Here is a 15,885-nt window from a genome sequence, read left to right on the forward strand (position 1 = left end):
AGTTCCTCCGTGCAAATCATCCAGTGAAACAACCTTCCGGCACCATTTCAAAGTCCATGCACGTGTGTAGTATACCATTTGATAATATAACATATTGAAATTGACATTGCAACTATCAAACATAACAAATAACAAAACGCCTTCCTTCTTATGAATCAAAAAGGAAGGCGCTTTAGAACTAAAATCTATTACTTAGTTTTTTTGGCTTTCAAGTTCAGCTAAGAATTTGTTGTTCAGAACTTTAATATAAGTTCCTTTCATCCCTAGTGAGCGTGACTCTATAACGCCAGCACTTTCAAGTTTACGAAGTGCATTAACGATAACTGAACGAGTAATTCCTACACGGTCTGCAATTTTAGATGCAACGAGTAATCCTTCTTCTCCGTCTAGTTCGTTAAAAATATGTTCAATTGCTTCATGTTCACTATATGATAGTGAATTGATCGCCATTTGAACTACTGCTTTGCTACGTGCTTCCACTTCAATTACTTCAGTTTTTTCACGTAGAATTTCCATACCTACAACAGTTGCACCATATTCAGCAAGGATTAAGTCTTCATCTTGGAATTCTTGAGTCATTCTTGCAAGAATCAACGTTCCTAATCTCTCTCCACCACCAATGATTGGAACAATTGTTGTTAGACCTTCTTCGAATAAGTCTTTATTTTCTACTGGGAATACAGTATATGCACTGTTGATATCCAAGTTTGAAGAAGTTTCGTTTACTTCGAAAAGTTTCTTTGTGTAGTCTTCTGGGAATTGACGATTTTCAAACATATCTTTCATACGATCATTTTCAATTTGGTGAAAAATTTCAAGACCAAGTAGTTTACCTTTTCTGCTAACGATGAATGCGTTACATTCAATCACTTGACTTAATTTATCAGCCATTTCTTTAAAATTGACTGCATCTCCACCTGATTCTTGTAGCATAGCATTAATTTTACGTGTTTTTACTAATAGTGACATTTTATACTTCCTCCTAATTGTTTATGTTAATGTGTTTATCAAATATTCTAAAGGTTTTCAATCATTAAATAAAGCAATAACCCTTGATCATAGGATATATTGTGACAAATCCTTGTTTTTTGCAATATCTTGTAGTTTTTCGTCGACATATGTCGGCGTTATTTTTATCGTAGAAGGACCGATATCAGCAGCTTCATAGGAAACTTCTTCTAAAAGCTTTTCCAAAATCGTATGGAGTCGTCTTGCACCAATATTTTCAGTATTATCATTTACTTCAAACGCGATTTCAGCAATTCTGCTGACAGCATCTTCTGTAAAGTCTAAATGAACATCTTCAGTTGCAAGTAACTTTTCATATTGACGTATTAATGAAAAGTCAGGTTCCTTTAATATTCTCTCAAAATCATCTTTAGATAATTTGTCGAGTTCTACTCTTATTGGAAAACGACCTTGAAGTTCTGGAATTATATCAGAAGGCTTTGCGATATGGAATGCACCAGCTGCGATAAACAAGATAAAGTCTGTTTTAACCGCACCATACTTAGTTGATACTGTTGAGCCTTCTACTATAGGTAAAATGTCGCGTTGCACACCTTCCCTTGAGACATCAGCAGAAGATCCTCCAGCACCTTCACTTCTGGCGATCTTGTCCATTTCATCAAGGAAGATGATTCCGGACTGTTCCGTCAACTCGATGGCTTTTCTGGCGATTTCATCATGATCAATAAGCTTATCTGCTTCTTCCGCTTCAAGTACGACACGTGCATCTTTTACTTTCATTTTACGGTTGGCTTTCTTTTTAGGCATAAGTGAAGATAGAGCATCTTGCATATTCGCACCCATTTGTTCCATGCCTGATCCTTGGAACGCGTCGTATAGTGACGGTTGTTGCTCAGTCACTTCGATAGTTACTTCCTCATCTTCAAGTTCACCCGCCAATAAGCTTTTTGTAATAGCAGATCGCTTTTGTCGAATTTCCGCTTCTTTTTCTTGATCATCATGCTCTTCTACTTCTTGCTTTTGACCGAATAACATTTCAAATGGATTTTGTCCGCCACTTGATTTCTTTTTACTCGGAACAATAAGTTTAATCAATCTTTCATTTGCCAGTTTAGTGGCTTGTTCACGTACTTCTTCGCGTTTTTCGGCACGAACAATTCGAATACCAGCCTCGGTTAAATCCCGAACCATCGACTCAACATCCCGACCAACATACCCGACTTCTGTGAACTTCGTTGCTTCCACTTTTAAAAATGGCGCGTTAACTAACTTGGCAATTCTTCTTGCAATTTCAGTTTTCCCTACTCCAGTTGGTCCAATCATCAAGATGTTTTTTGGGATAATTTCACTTTTCTCTTCATCTGTTAATAGGCTTCTTCTATATCGGTTGCGAATCGCTACTGCAACTGCACGTTTGGCATTGTCCTGACCAATAATATACCGATCTAAATGAGAAGTGAGTTCTTTTGGTGTTAATTCTTCTCTTTTCGTCATTAAAGTACCTCCACAATAATTTGGTCATTTGTAAAGACACAAATTTCGGCAGCAGTTTCTAGTGAAGCTTTGGCAATTTGTTCTGCACTCAATGAATCTCCACTGTATTTCTTCAGTGCCCGGCCCGCAGCTAATGCATAATGTCCGCCAGATCCGATCGCCAGTATCCCGTCATCAGGTTCGATGACTTCACCAGTACCGGAGACTAGAAGCAATTCATCTTTGTTCATGACTAATAGCATAGCTTCAAGCTTGCGCAGCATACGATCGCCGCGCCATTGTTTCGCTAGCTCTACAGCAGCACGTTGAAGATTGCCATTGTATTCGGTCAGTTTCTCTTCGAATAAATCGAATAAGGTGAATGCATCAGCAACAGATCCAGCAAATCCCGCCAAAACTTTGCCCCCAAAAATTCTACGTACTTTTTTTGCCGTATGTTTCATAACAACTGAGTTCCCGACAGTCACTTGCCCATCGCCAGACATTGCACAAGCTCCGTCATGCCGAATAGCAAATATCGTCGTTGCATGGAATTCCATAAAAACCATCCTCCCTATGCTCTCGGATGCGTATTCATATACGTCTTCCGTAAATGCTCCTTAGTTATATGCGTATATACTTGAGTTGATGAAAGATGAGAATGTCCCAACAGTTCTTGTACCGAACGCATATCAGCGCCACTTGATAATAAGTGAGTTGCAAAAGTGTGCCGAATCATATGCGGATAAATTTTAGAATTCAGTGATGCCCGTTCCATTAGCGACGTTAAGATATATCGAACACCGCGATCCGTTAATGGATCCCCGCGTAAATTAACAAACATTGTTGTATGATCCTTCTTTTTCATCAATTTATGTCGACTATTTTCGACATAGGCATTGATTGCGTCTTCCGCAAAGCTACCAAAAGGAATATAACGCTCTTTCTTGCCTTTTCCCATCACCAATACAATTCCAAGGTGAGTGTCAATATCGTTTAATTGAATCGAAGTCAGCTCGCTAACTCGGATTCCAGTTGCATACAGCATCTCAAGGATTGCTCTGTCGCGTAATGATTTACTATCCGTACCTTCACATACATCAAATAATGCTTTCATTTCATCTTCATAAAAAAAAGAAGGCAATCGCACTTGTTTCTTGGGATGAAATAACGACTTAAAAGCTTGATCAACAATGCCAAATCTCGTATTTGCAAATTTGAAAAAAGAGCGCACTGAGGATATTTTTCTTGAGATTGTTGCTCTGGATAACTCTTTGTCATAAAGTGTCGTTACATAATGTCTCGCTTCTGAATAGGTGACCTCGTTTAAATCAGTGATACCCTCTACAGTGATAAACGAAAAGAACTCTTCAATATCTTTTATATATTCTGCTACAGTATACGATGAATAATTCCGTTCTAAAGTCACGTACGTAATATATTCATCGAGTACAGTTGAAGGTTGGACCAACATACTATTCGCCCTCCTTGATGAAAACCTATACTATTATAACAAATTAAAAATAAAATTGAAAAGTAATCCACTTATTGTTCAAGAAGGGTTTTAATCTTTAATTTTTAATCGGAGTAGTAAAACGAATTGCGGCTCAATTGCCAAGATACGGATTAGTTTCTAAATTCGGAAGTCATCCAAGAACAACTATACAATAGATGGATATCATTCTTCAACTATAACACTTAAAATATTCACAAATAAGACAAGTCCGAATTGATTCTTCGCACAAAAAAGAGGAGCAGGCGCCCCTCGCATTTTGCTAGTTTCCTATTGTAAATCCTCTTTATACTCACATTCCGTACACTGAATGTTAACACCTTTTTTCGATTTCTTTTCAATTAATGTGTTGTCACATTTTGGACACGGTCTCGCAACTGGTTTATCCCATGATACATATTCACATTCTGGATAACGATCACATCCGTAAAAAATCCGTCTAGTTTTACTTCTACGTTCCACTACTTGGCCTTCTTTACAACTTGGGCATGGCACACCGATTGGTTTTATTATAGCTTTTGTATTCCGACAATCCGGGAATCCAGAACAAGCCATAAATTTTCCGTATCTACCAAGTTTGTAAACCATAGGCTCGCCGCATTTTTCACAGTCTTCGCCAGCTGGTTCATCTTTTATTTCAATTTTTTCCATTTCGGCATCTGCGAACTCAACATGTTTTTCAAAATCTTTATAAAATTTGTCGATTACGTTAACCCATTTTTCATTTCCTTCTTCGACATCATCGAGATCTTTCTCCATTTGCGCAGTAAACTCAACGTCAATAATATCCGGAAAATATTCGTTAACAGCATTATGCACAATACCACCAAGTTCTGTCGGTATAAAACGTTTTGCATCTAATGTAACGTATCCACGTCTTTGTATTGTATCGAGTGTTGGTGCAAATGTCGATGGTCGGCCTATCCCTAGCTCTTCAAGCGTACGTACAAGTCGTGATTCTGTAAATCTCGGTGGCGGCTGTGTGAAATGTTGCAACGGCTCAATCTCACCATATTTTATATGCTCGCCTTTTTCAAGCGGAGGTAATATGCGATCTTTTTCTTCTTTTTTATCATCATCGCCCTCGACATACACTTTCATAAATCCCTTAAACTTCACTTGGGAACCAGTGGCACGAAAACGAACATCAGCGTTTACTAAATCTGCTCTTACAGTATCAAGGACGGCAGGCGCCATTTGACTAGCAACAAGTCGCTCCCAAATTAGTTTGTATAAACGAAGTTGGTCGTTCGTTAAGTATGCTTTCATAGCCGCAGGCGGTCGCATTACCGAAGTAGGACGAATTCCTTCGTGAGCATCCTGTGCATTCGATTTAGTTTTTTTAGGTGCGGCTTTTATTGTTGCTAAATACTCTTTTCCATAAGTCGTCTCGATAAATGACCTAGCCTCTTCAACAGCACTGTCTGCAATTCGTGAAGAGTCAGTTCTCATATATGTTATTAACCCGACGATTTCTTTACCGATTTTTATGCCCTCATATAACTGCTGCGCAACCATCATCGTTTTTCTTGCTCGGAAATTTAGTTTACGCGCTGCTTCTTGTTGTAATGAGGATGTCATGAAAGGTACTGCGGGATTACGCTTACGTTCTCTTTTTACAACGTCTACAACTTCAAAGCTATCTCCCTTAATCTTCCCTAGAACAAGGTCAACTTCTTCTTTATTGGATAGTTCAACCTTTTTCTTTGAATCTCCAAAAAAAGATGCCTCAAATACTGATTTCTCTTTTCCAAATTGACCTGTAATGCTCCAGTATTCAACCGGTTCAAACGCATTAATCTCATTTTCCCGGTCAATGATTAAACGAAGGGCAACAGATTGAACACGTCCAGCTGAAAGGCCTTTCTTTACTTTTTTCCAAAGAATCGGACTTATATTGTAGCCGACTAGGCGATCCAAAATTCTTCGCGCTTGTTGTGAATCGACGAGATCCATATCAATTGGACGCGGGTTTTTAAAAGACGCTTTAATGGCTTCTTTTGTTATTTCGTTAAAAACGACTCGACAATCAGATTCAATGTCTACGCCAAGTTGTTGCGCTAAATGCCAGGCAATCGCTTCCCCTTCTCTGTCCGGGTCAGCTGCAAGGTAAATTTTCTTGACTTTTTTCGCTTCTTTCTTTAATTCTGCCAGGATTGGGCCTTTACCACGAATTGTAATATACTTCGGTTCGTAATTTTTTTCGGTGTCGACACCCATTTGACTTTTCGGAAGATCTCTTAAATGACCAAGTGATGCACTTACTTTATATTTTTTCCCTAGATAGCGTTCGATCGTTTTTGCTTTAGCTGGGGACTCTACTATTACTAAATAATCTGCCATATAATTCTTCCCCCTTATAGAGGTTTTGTATTTATTCTACAAAAGAATATCTGTTGCAAAATGTATACTAGATTTCATATAAAAGCAAACTTTCTAGTATAAATTGTTCTAATCAAGTTTGTTTTAAGAGTGAACCAACCACCTGAAAACCATTCCACAATGGCTGTGCACCTTCATCTATCAGCTTATTTGGGCCTTCTGAAAGACTTGACATGACTGACCCTGGAACAGCAAAGATGTGCTTCCCATGATCTAGTGCATGTTCAACTGTACTCATCGTTCCACTCTTACTGGCAGATTCTGTTACAATCACCGCATCCGACAGCCCACTAATGATACGGTTTCGCATTGGAAATGTCCATCTTTCCGGTTTTACATACGGTGGATATTCCGAAAGAAGCAAGTGGTTTTCACTGATTTCTTTTGCTAGTTCCTTGTTTTCAGAAGGGTAAAGGTGGAATAATCCATGCCCTAAAACAGCAATCGTCTTTCCTCCATAGAACATCGTTGCTTGATGTGCCATCGTATCTGCACCTTTAGCTAGACCAGACACAATGACTGTATGATTTGCAACAAGTGGTGGGACAATGAGCGACATCACGTTTCTAGAGTACGAAGATGCCTTTCGCGAGCCAATAATCGCTACTTTAAACGTTTCAGTCAATATTGTTGTATCCCCTTTGGTATACAAAATCGTTGGTGGATCGATCAATTCTAATAATTGTTTTGGATATAAGGAATGCGTGAAAGGAATTGAGGTTATTCTATGTTGTTTATAGAGTTCTTCATACGGAGTCAGTCTAGTTTTTAAGTAATTTTCCTTTAAATAGACCGCTTTATCACTTTTAATTTTCAATAAAAAGGCCAATCGTTCTGCCGAGTATGTATGGAAATAATCGAGATTGGGGTCGATCTCGAGGAGCCCATTCAAACGGTTTTTAGGAACTGGAAAGAGATAATGTAAAGCCAGTAAATTTCTTTCGCTTTCAGATAAACTCATTCACATACCTCCATTTTGGTCATATAAAAAAAGTGCAGTGTATTTTCAGAATACACTGCACTTTCTATATTAATGTGTTTTACACTTTTCGTAAAGACCTTTTTCTTTAATTACTTTGATTAATGTTTCACCGATGACAGATGGTGTGTCAGCAGTTTGAACGCCAGCAGCATTTAATGCTTTAATTTTTTCAGCTGCAGTACCTTTACCGCCTGAAATAATTGCACCAGCATGTCCCATACGTTTTCCTTCAGGTGCTGTTTGACCACCGATGAATCCAACAACAGGTTTTGTCATGTTCTCTTTGATCCACTCAGCTGCTTCTTCTTCAGCTGAACCACCGATTTCACCAATCATCACAACTGCATATGTTTCAGGATCTTCATTGAATTCCTTCAGCACATCGATGAAGTTCGTCCCATTTACAGGGTCTCCACCGATTCCAACAGCTGTTGTTTGACCAATGCCCGCTTGGCTTAATTGATGTACAGCTTCATACGTCAATGTACCTGAACGGGAAACAACGCCTACATGGCCTTTTGTATGAATGTATCCTGGCATGATACCAATTTTACATTCGTCAGATGTAATTACACCTGGGCAGTTCGGGCCGACAAGACGTGTTTTCTTGCCTTCCATATAACGTTTAACTTTAACCATATCTAAAATTGGAATATGCTCTGTGATACAAATAGCCATATCAAGTTCAGCATCTACTGCTTCCATAATTGCATCCGCAGCGAATGGTGCTGGAACATAAATTACTGAAACGTTCGCACCTGTTTCTTGAACAGCATCCTTCACTGTATTGAAAACTGGTACTCCTTCAGCAGTTTCTCCGCCTCTTCCAGGTGTTACGCCAGCAACAATTTTCGTTCCATACTCAAGCATTTCTTTCGTATGGAAAAGTGCTGTGGAACCTGTAATTCCTTGTACGAGAACTTTTGTATCTTTATTAATATAAATACTCATGTTTGTCCCTGCCTTTCTTAGCCTACGAGTTCAACAATCTTTTGTGCACCGTCTGCCATAGAATCTGCAGCGATGATGTTTAGTCCTGATTCGTTCAATAAAGCTTTTCCTTTATCAACGTTTGTACCTTCTAAACGAACAACAAGTGGTACTTGAAGACCTACTTCTTTAGCAGCTGTAATTACACCTTCTGCAATAACGTCACACTTCATAATTCCACCGAAAATGTTAACGAAGATTCCTTTAACAGCTTCATCTGAAAGAATGATTTTGAATGCTTCTGTAACTTTTTCAGCAGTCGCACCGCCCCCAACGTCAAGGAAGTTAGCGGGTGAGCCGCCGTAGTAATTGATTGTGTCCATCGTAGCCATCGCAAGACCCGCACCGTTAACCATGCAACCGATATTTCCGTCGAGTGAAATATAGCTTAAGTCATACTTTGAAGCTTCAATTTCTTTGGAATCTTCTTCATCGAAGTCACGAAGTTCAACAATATCTTTGTGACGATAAAGTGCACTTTCGTCGAAGTTAAACTTCGCATCCAATGCCAAGATATCTCCTTCAGTAGTCGTTACGAGTGGATTAATCTCTACTGTGGATGCATCTTTTTCAATGAATACTTTGTAAAGACCTAACATAAAGTTAGCTGCTTTGTTAACTAGCTTCTTTGGAATATTCATATTAAATGCCATACGTCGTGCTTGGAAACCTGTCAATCCAACAACTGGATCAATGATTTCTTTGAAAATCTTTTCAGGCGTTGCTTCAGCTACTGCTTCAATGTCAACTCCGCCTTCTTCAGATCCCATAAGCGTTACACGGTCTGTTGCACTATCAAGCACTAGGCCTATGTAATATTCTTTTTCAATATTTGATCCTTCTTCAATAAGAAGACGTTTAATCTCTTTACCTTCTGGACCTGTTTGGTCTGTTACTAAAACTTTGCCGAGTAGTTCTTTTGCATATGCGCGTACTTCGTCAAGATTTTTAGCAATCTTAACACCGCCTGCTTTACCACGGCCACCTGCGTGTATTTGTGCTTTAACAACATAAACGTCTGTGCTTAGTTGCTTCGCCGCTTTAACCGCTTCTTCCGGAGAAAACGCGACAATTCCGTTTGAAACAGCTACACCATAATTACGTAAAAGCTGCTTGCCTTGATATTCATGGATATTCATCTTACATCCTCCAATCAAACTTATAACTCTTTTAATTTACTGCCTTATTCATTGTAATAAAGATGTCAAACAATGTCCACATATGATGTTCAAATTATCGAATCTTGTAAGTTTGACCATTAAAATTACCCTAATGACAAAAAAGAATATTAAAACTCATCGAGCATAACAAATCTAAGTAACTATCATTCGAAAATGAGTCTTTGCGTTTCATCGGCAATAATTGACTTAATCGGTTCGAATGTTTTGCGATGGTGTTTGCATGGACCGTATTCATTGATAGCCAACAAGTGCTCTTTCGTGCCATAGCCTGCATTTTTCGCGAAATTATACATTGGAAAATCATTATGTAATGTATCCATTATTGAATCCCGAGTTGTTTTCGCGAGAATGGATGCGGCGGCTACAACTAAACTTTTCGCATCGGCTTTGATTACAGATGCTGTTTGACAATCGGTTTTGAGTTGCATTGCATCCGCAATTACAAAATCCGGTTTTACTGAAAGTGTAGCAACTGCTTTTTCCATTGATGCACGGGTCGCTTCGTAAATATTTAATGTATCAATTTTATCTGCTGATTGAATATGAATAGAATAGGCGACGGCAACTTGACGGATTATCTTTGCAAATTGTTCTCTTTTTTCCTTTGGAATCGCTTTGGAGTCATCAAGTCCGATGAGTTCCGGCACTTCCGTTGGTAATATAACCGTTGCAGTGACTACCGGACCCGCTAGCGGTCCCCTTCCTGCTTCGTCGACTCCTGCGACCAAGGCATTAGTAAACGGGGCATATGATTGATCAAAGGCTATTTTAGCTAGATGCTCCTCGTTTCTAAGTACTTTTCGGGCATAATTACGTTGCCAACGTGCAAGGGCTTTTTGGACACCAGCTCTTTGATCATTTTTAAGTTCATCCATCCATAAAACAGGTTCTTGGTGTGTTTTAAGTTTCTCTTCAATTTCTTTTACAGTCAGCATCATTTCACCTACAACTTAAATTTTGTAACAAAAGTATGACCTAAGTAGAAAAAGCCGAATGCCGCATGAATTATGCGATCACATCGGCTTTTAGTTTTCTTTCGCTAGTTCTACATTATCGAAAGTCAATTTTCCTAAATATTCATTTCGGATATCTTGTACGATTATTTCAGAGACTTTATCATAATCTATTTCGCCACCGCTTGTGTAGACCTTGCGGCGAGATCCAATTCCATTGAACAGTTCAATGATATCATCTTGACCTTCCCCAATAGTTGATACGCCGTATCGCTCTAAAAGTCGATTTGGGTAGTTTCGCTCTAAAAACCTCAGGCTATATAATGCCAAGTCTTCCATGTTAAGCAATGTGTCTTTAATTGCACCTGTAATTGCAAGTTTATAGGCCGCCTCTTTATCTTCAAATTTAGGCCAAAGTATTCCAGGTGTATCTAGTAATTCGAGTTCTTTTTCGTACTTAATCCATTGTTGTGCTTTTGTAACACCAGGCTTATTTCCAGTTTTAGCAACATTCTTCTTGGCAAGTCGATTGATCAATGTCGATTTCCCTACATTCGGAATGCCGACAATCATTGCACGAATCGCACCTGGTCGAATCCCTCTTTTTTTCATACGTTCAATTTTTGGCGCCAGGATTTCCTTTGCTGCTTTTGTAACTGTTTGCAAACCCTGCCCTTGAAACGAATTTATGGCAACCGCGTGGGTTCCTTCATCTTCAAAAAACTTAATCCACTTTGTCGTTTCTGTGCTATCCGCAAGGTCTGCTTTATTTAATATTAGCAGTCTTGGCTTTTGATGAATTACTTCATCAATCATTGGATTTCTCGATGAAAGAGGAAGTCGTGCATCGACTAATTCAAATACTATATCGACTAACTTTAATTGTTCTGTTACTTCTCTACGGGCTTTTGCCATATGTCCCGGAAACCATTGAATCGTCATTTCTTTACCTCCATACAATCATTTAACAAAACCGAAATCTTTTACTGGCCAGAAAACAATTTTTGTACTACCAATAATTTCGTCTACTGGAACGACACCTATATGTCGTGAATCTTTACTTTTTCTACGGTTATCACCGAGAACAAATACATGATCCTCCGGTACAACTTCACTATTTAGTTTTCCTTCAAGTGTAAAATCTTCCGTAAACGGACCGTCTGCTACCCCTTCTTTAAACTCATTTAAATAAGGTTCTTCCATTGGTTCTCCGTTAATATATAAAACATCATCAAGATATTCCACTGTATCTCCAGGTAGCCCAATAATTCGTTTAATATAATCTTTTTGTTCTGGCGCATGGAAGACAACGATGTCGAATCGATCAGGCTCACCAATTGTATAACCTATCTTGTTTACAATCATTCGGTCGCCGTCTTCTAATGTCGGCATCATCGAAATGCCATCTACTACAATTGGTGTAAATAGAAATACACGTATCAGTGCAGCTAACCCAAACGCAATTAATAATGCTTTTATCCATTCCCATGATTCATTTTTGGCTTTCTTCTCTTCCATTCCACATGCCTCCCGCATCTACTCTCTCTACTATACATTCTATTCATATTTAGGGCAAAAAGAAAGGAGACCACATTTCGTGGCCTCCTGAGTCAGTCTTATTATTTACGAAGTTCTTTGATTCGTGCAGCTTTTCCGCGAAGACTACGTAGGTAGTACAATTTCGCACGACGAACTTTACCACGGCGAATCACGTCAATTTTCTCGATTTTTGGCGTGTGTACAGGGAATGTACGTTCAACACCAACACCATTAGAAATTTTACGAACTGTGAATGTTTCACTAATGCCGCCACCGCGACGCTTAATTACTACACCTTCGTATAATTGGATACGCTCACGCGTTCCTTCCACAATTCTTACGTGCAAACGAACAGTGTCTCCCGCACGGAATTCTGGTACATCAGAACGAAGCTGATCTTTTGTAATTTCTGCAATAATGTTTTGCATGATTTTCTCTCCTTCTCCACAGATGCTCTTGCACATTAAGCTTTGCAGCGGAACACCAGTCAGTATGTACTCCACATAGAAGTACATAGTAGATATTACCACAAAGCAAAGCATGATGCAACAGCTTCTAATTTATTTTTCTTTATTTTTAAGTTGTCTTAATAACTTCTCTTGGTGTTCAGTTAACGTTGCATTCTCCAGTAAATCTTTTCTTCTTTCGAATGTACGAATCAGTGATTGTTCTTCACGCCATTGCAATATTTTTGCATGATTGCCTGATAACAGCACTTCAGGTACTTCCATACCGTTGAAGTTTGCAGGTCTGGTGTATTGTGGATGTTCTAATAACCCCGTTGAAAATGAGTCCATTATAGGAGAATCTTCATTGCCAAGTACGTTTGGCAATAACCGAACTACACTATCCACAACCGCCATGGCGGCAATTTCGCCACCCGTTAAAACAAAGTCTCCAAGTGATAGCTCTTCTGTCACAAGGTGTTCGCGGATCCGTTCATCATAGCCTTCATAATGGCCGCAGACGAAAACGAGGTGCTCTTCTTTCGCGAGCTCCTCTGCTTTTCTTTGCGTGAAACGCTCTCCTTGAGGGCACATAAGGATGACGCGAGGCTTCGTGTCTCCTTTTGATGCTACAGCTTCTACAGCAGCAAATAACGGCTCTGGCTTCAACAGCATTCCCGCACCACCACCGTAAGGATAATCATCGACTTTATGATGCTTATTCTCAGAGTAGTCTCGAAAATCTACTACATCAAATTCCACAGCCTCATTCTGTTGAGCTTTTTTCATAATTGACGAATGTAACACGCCTTCAAACATTTCCGGAAATAAAGAAAGGATGTCGATTTTCATGAAAGCAGCCCTTCAATCGGATCAATGACAATTTTATTATTGTCAATGTCGATTTCTTTAACAACATCATCAATATAGGGGATATATTGTAATTTTCCTGTTACAGGTTTTACAGTCCACACATCATTTGCCCCAGTTTCCAAGATTTCAGTCACTTGTCCAATTTCTGTTCCCTCTATTGTTACAACTTGACATCCAATAATTTCGTGATGATAAAAAACACCATCTTCTAATTGTCCAAGTTTATCTTCTGATACTTTTAAAACTCCATCTCTGTATGCTTCGACATCCTGTAAATAGGGATGATTTTCAAATGTTAAGAGATCAAAGTTTTTATGTTTTCGATGACTTGCAACAGTTAAACTAATCGGTTTCTCGCTTCCAGGCATAAACAAACCAAGATTACTACCGATTGCATAACGTTCTTCTGGGAAATCTGTACTTGAAATCACACGGACCTCCCCCATAATTCCATGGGTGTTCACGATTTTACCTACATTATACCAATTCATCAGACACACCATCCTTAAGAAAAAGTTCAAAAAGGAGGAAGGAACATAAGCTCCTCCCCCCTTCTATCAATCTACAATATCGACAAACACTCTTTTACCGTGGTGACTACCCGCGGCTGAATAAACAATAGTTCGGATTGCTTTAGCAACGCGTCCTTGCTTTCCTATTACTTTGCCCATATCCTCGGCATTTACAGAAAGTTTGTACGTAACTCGGCTTTCCTGCTCATCTTTCTTAACCCGAACTTCATCGGGAAAATCGACTAATGGTTTTACAATCGTTTCAATCAGCTGCTGCATGTACACCCCTCCTGAGATTACCCCACCTAAGCGGGCAGTAAGTTATTACTTACCGTGTTTAGCGTTATGGAATTTCTCCATGATGCCTTGGTCAGAAAACAGGTTGCGGACTGTGTCAGAAGGTTGAGCACCGTTCTGTAGCCATTTGAGCGCTAGCTCTTCATCAATTTTAAGTTCTGCCGGTTTTGTAAGCGGGTTATAAGTTCCCACAGTCACGATTTGACGACCGTCACGTGGTGAACGTGAGTCCGCTACTACAATACGATAGAAAGGAGTTTTCTTTGCTCCAATACGTTTAAGACGAATTTTAACTGCCATTTTTTTATTGCACCTCCGAATAGTTTCACACAAGATATTATATTAACAAGCTTTTCTTTGTTTGTAAAGGGTTTTCTCTTAACACCTTAAATTTCTTTTTAAAATCGACTTTTTTACTTGAAAAAAGAATCTAATCCAGGCATTTTCATACCTCTTTTTCCTTTTTGTTGCATGTTCGTCATCTGTTTGACCATTTTTTTCATTTCTTCAAATTGCTTCAGCAGCCGGTTCACTTCTTGAATAGAAGTACCAGATCCTTTTGCAATACGTTTGCGTCTATTTGCATTAATGATTTCTGGATTAGTCCGCTCTTTTGTTGTCATCGATTGGATGACAGCTTCTACGCGACCCATCTGCCCCTCATCCACTTGTGCATTTTCTAGCCCTTTAATCTTACCAGCACCAGGCATCATCTTAAGCAGCTCATCTAGTGGACCCATTTTCTTCACTTGTTGCAATTGCTCTAAAAAGTCGTCTAGCGTAAATGATTGCGTTCGAAACTTCTCTTCCAGCTCTTTCGCTTTATCTTCATCAACATTCTCTTGCGCTTTTTCAATGAGCGACATGACATCTCCCATACCAAGAATCCGCGATGCCATACGTTCAGGGTGAAAGGCTTCCAGTGCGTCCATTCGTTCACCGACACCGATAAACTTAATCGGTTTTCCAGTAACAGAACGAATCGAAAGCGCAGCTCCCCCTCTTGTGTCACCGTCCAATTTCGTTAAGACAACACCAGTAATGCCAACTGTCTCATTAAAATTTTGCGCAACATTAACAGCATCTTGTCCCGTCATCGCATCGACAACTAAGAATACTTCATCAGGAGATGCGAGTTCGTGGATATCTTTTAGCTCTTGCATCAGTTTTTCATCTACATGTAATCTACCTGCAGTATCAATAATCACAATATCATGATGTTCTTTATCGGCTTCAACTAGTGCTTGACGAACGATTTCTACAGGTGAAATATCTGTCCCACGTGAAAAAACCGGAATCGTCAATTGCTTTCCTAATGTTTCAAGTTGTTCAATCGCCGCTGGACGGTAGACGTCCGCTGCTACTAGCAATGGTTTTCTATTATGCTTTTTTCTTAGTAATGCGGATAGTTTCCCTGTAGTGGTTGTTTTACCCGCACCTTGAAGACCGATCATCATAATAACCGTTGGTGATTTTCTAGAAAAATTAATCGGTTCCTGCTCGCCGCCCATTAAATTCGTCAATTCATCTTTAACAATTTTAACGACTTGCTGTCCAGGTGTTAAACTCTTCATCACATCTTGACCAATCGCTTTTTCACTCACTGTTTTTACAAATTCACGAACAACTTTTAAGTTAACATCTGCTTCAATTAGCGCAAAACGGACTTCTCGCATCATTTCTTTTACGTCTGCTTCGTTAACCTTACCTTTGCCTCTAATTTTTTGGAGCGTCCCTTGCAGTCGCTCAGCTAAACCTTCAAATGCCATGCCCGG

General features: G+C 39.3%; 17 protein-coding genes. All 17 read right to left on the reverse strand.

Features of this window, described 5'->3' with window-relative positions:
• Window positions 1-192 precede the first annotated feature (192 nt).
• The gene (gene codY / locus AC25Y1_RS03810) at window positions 193-969 is read right to left on the reverse strand and encodes a GTP-sensing pleiotropic transcriptional regulator CodY (protein WP_488146617.1); all 777 of its coding nucleotides are present in this window, start codon (window positions 967-969) and stop codon (window positions 193-195) included.
• A gap of 87 nt (window positions 970-1,056) precedes the next feature.
• On the reverse strand, window positions 1,057-2,463 hold the full coding sequence (gene hslU / locus AC25Y1_RS03815; protein WP_488146618.1) for an ATP-dependent protease ATPase subunit HslU: 1,407 nt from the start codon (window positions 2,461-2,463) through the stop codon (window positions 1,057-1,059).
• Complete coding sequence (gene hslV, locus AC25Y1_RS03820) at window positions 2,463-3,002, reverse strand: ATP-dependent protease subunit HslV (RefSeq protein WP_488146619.1); 540 nt, start codon at window positions 3,000-3,002, stop codon at window positions 2,463-2,465. The genes hslU and hslV overlap by 1 nt, the downstream gene beginning before the upstream one ends.
• 14 nt (window positions 3,003-3,016) lie before the next feature.
• Window positions 3,017-3,916, reverse strand: a complete 900-nt coding sequence (xerC, locus tag AC25Y1_RS03825) for a tyrosine recombinase XerC (protein ID WP_488146620.1) — start codon at window positions 3,914-3,916, stop codon at window positions 3,017-3,019.
• Between the two features lie 309 nt (window positions 3,917-4,225).
• The gene (gene topA, locus AC25Y1_RS03830) at window positions 4,226-6,298 is read right to left on the reverse strand and encodes a type I DNA topoisomerase (RefSeq protein ID WP_488146621.1); all 2,073 of its coding nucleotides are present in this window, start codon (window positions 6,296-6,298) and stop codon (window positions 4,226-4,228) included.
• Between the two features lie 112 nt (window positions 6,299-6,410).
• Window positions 6,411-7,298 carry a DNA-processing protein DprA gene (dprA, locus tag AC25Y1_RS03835; protein ID WP_488146622.1) on the reverse strand — a complete coding sequence of 296 codons (888 nt, stop codon included), beginning with the start codon at window positions 7,296-7,298 and terminating at the stop codon, window positions 6,411-6,413.
• 69 nt (window positions 7,299-7,367) lie between these two features.
• Window positions 7,368-8,270, reverse strand: coding sequence for a succinate--CoA ligase subunit alpha (gene sucD, locus AC25Y1_RS03840; protein WP_488146623.1), 903 nt, complete (start codon window positions 8,268-8,270; stop codon window positions 7,368-7,370).
• Window positions 8,271-8,287: 17 nt separating this feature from the next.
• Complete coding sequence (gene sucC / locus AC25Y1_RS03845) at window positions 8,288-9,448, reverse strand: ADP-forming succinate--CoA ligase subunit beta (protein ID WP_488146624.1); 1,161 nt, start codon at window positions 9,446-9,448, stop codon at window positions 8,288-8,290.
• 185 nt (window positions 9,449-9,633) lie between these two features.
• A complete protein-coding gene (rnhB, locus tag AC25Y1_RS03850; protein ID WP_488146625.1) occupies window positions 9,634-10,425 on the reverse strand; it encodes a ribonuclease HII in 792 nt (263 codons plus the stop codon).
• 90 nt (window positions 10,426-10,515) lie between these two features.
• A complete protein-coding gene (gene ylqF, locus AC25Y1_RS03855) occupies window positions 10,516-11,385 on the reverse strand; it encodes a ribosome biogenesis GTPase YlqF (protein ID WP_488146626.1) in 870 nt (289 codons plus the stop codon).
• A gap of 18 nt (window positions 11,386-11,403) precedes the next feature.
• Window positions 11,404-11,961: a signal peptidase I gene (gene lepB, locus AC25Y1_RS03860; protein WP_488146627.1), complete on the reverse strand. Its 558-nt coding sequence runs from the start codon at window positions 11,959-11,961 to the stop codon at window positions 11,404-11,406.
• A gap of 101 nt (window positions 11,962-12,062) precedes the next feature.
• Window positions 12,063-12,410, reverse strand: a complete 348-nt coding sequence (gene rplS / locus AC25Y1_RS03865) for a 50S ribosomal protein L19 (RefSeq protein WP_488146628.1) — start codon at window positions 12,408-12,410, stop codon at window positions 12,063-12,065.
• A gap of 132 nt (window positions 12,411-12,542) precedes the next feature.
• A complete protein-coding gene (gene trmD / locus AC25Y1_RS03870; protein WP_488146629.1) occupies window positions 12,543-13,280 on the reverse strand; it encodes a tRNA (guanosine(37)-N1)-methyltransferase TrmD in 738 nt (245 codons plus the stop codon).
• Window positions 13,277-13,792, reverse strand: coding sequence for a ribosome maturation factor RimM (gene rimM / locus AC25Y1_RS03875; protein WP_488146630.1), 516 nt, complete (start codon window positions 13,790-13,792; stop codon window positions 13,277-13,279). The genes trmD and rimM overlap by 4 nt, the downstream gene beginning before the upstream one ends.
• A gap of 66 nt (window positions 13,793-13,858) precedes the next feature.
• On the reverse strand, window positions 13,859-14,092 hold the full coding sequence (locus tag AC25Y1_RS03880) for a KH domain-containing protein (RefSeq protein WP_488146631.1): 234 nt from the start codon (window positions 14,090-14,092) through the stop codon (window positions 13,859-13,861).
• A gap of 45 nt (window positions 14,093-14,137) precedes the next feature.
• Complete coding sequence (rpsP, locus tag AC25Y1_RS03885) at window positions 14,138-14,410, reverse strand: 30S ribosomal protein S16 (protein ID WP_488146632.1); 273 nt, start codon at window positions 14,408-14,410, stop codon at window positions 14,138-14,140.
• 113 nt (window positions 14,411-14,523) lie between these two features.
• Window positions 14,524-15,879, reverse strand: coding sequence for a signal recognition particle protein (gene ffh / locus AC25Y1_RS03890; RefSeq protein ID WP_488146633.1), 1,356 nt, complete (start codon window positions 15,877-15,879; stop codon window positions 14,524-14,526).
• Window positions 15,880-15,885: the final 6 nt, after the last annotated feature.

The organism is Sporosarcina sp. Y1009 (assembly GCF_057669865.1).

Coding starts and splice junctions, on each gene's coding strand:
- codY (WP_488146617.1), bottom strand. CDS start 969: ATGTCACTATTAGTAAAAACACGTAAAATTAATGCTATGCTACAAGAA.
- hslU (WP_488146618.1), bottom strand. CDS start 2,463: ATGACGAAAAGAGAAGAATTAACACCAAAAGAACTCACTTCTCATTTA.
- hslV (WP_488146619.1), bottom strand. CDS start 3,002: ATGGAATTCCATGCAACGACGATATTTGCTATTCGGCATGACGGAGCT.
- xerC (WP_488146620.1), bottom strand. CDS start 3,916: ATGTTGGTCCAACCTTCAACTGTACTCGATGAATATATTACGTACGTG.
- topA (WP_488146621.1), bottom strand. CDS start 6,298: ATGGCAGATTATTTAGTAATAGTAGAGTCCCCAGCTAAAGCAAAAACG.
- dprA (WP_488146622.1), bottom strand. CDS start 7,298: ATGAGTTTATCTGAAAGCGAAAGAAATTTACTGGCTTTACATTATCTC.
- sucD (WP_488146623.1), bottom strand. CDS start 8,270: ATGAGTATTTATATTAATAAAGATACAAAAGTTCTCGTACAAGGAATT.
- sucC (WP_488146624.1), bottom strand. CDS start 9,448: ATGAATATCCATGAATATCAAGGCAAGCAGCTTTTACGTAATTATGGT.
- rnhB (WP_488146625.1), bottom strand. CDS start 10,425: ATGCTGACTGTAAAAGAAATTGAAGAGAAACTTAAAACACACCAAGAA.
- ylqF (WP_488146626.1), bottom strand. CDS start 11,385: ATGACGATTCAATGGTTTCCGGGACATATGGCAAAAGCCCGTAGAGAA.
- lepB (WP_488146627.1), bottom strand. CDS start 11,961: ATGGAAGAGAAGAAAGCCAAAAATGAATCATGGGAATGGATAAAAGCA.
- rplS (WP_488146628.1), bottom strand. CDS start 12,410: ATGCAAAACATTATTGCAGAAATTACAAAAGATCAGCTTCGTTCTGAT.
- trmD (WP_488146629.1), bottom strand. CDS start 13,280: ATGAAAATCGACATCCTTTCTTTATTTCCGGAAATGTTTGAAGGCGTG.
- rimM (WP_488146630.1), bottom strand. CDS start 13,792: ATGAATTGGTATAATGTAGGTAAAATCGTGAACACCCATGGAATTATG.
- AC25Y1_RS03880 (WP_488146631.1), bottom strand. CDS start 14,092: ATGCAGCAGCTGATTGAAACGATTGTAAAACCATTAGTCGATTTTCCC.
- rpsP (WP_488146632.1), bottom strand. CDS start 14,410: ATGGCAGTTAAAATTCGTCTTAAACGTATTGGAGCAAAGAAAACTCCT.
- ffh (WP_488146633.1), bottom strand. CDS start 15,879: ATGGCATTTGAAGGTTTAGCTGAGCGACTGCAAGGGACGCTCCAAAAA.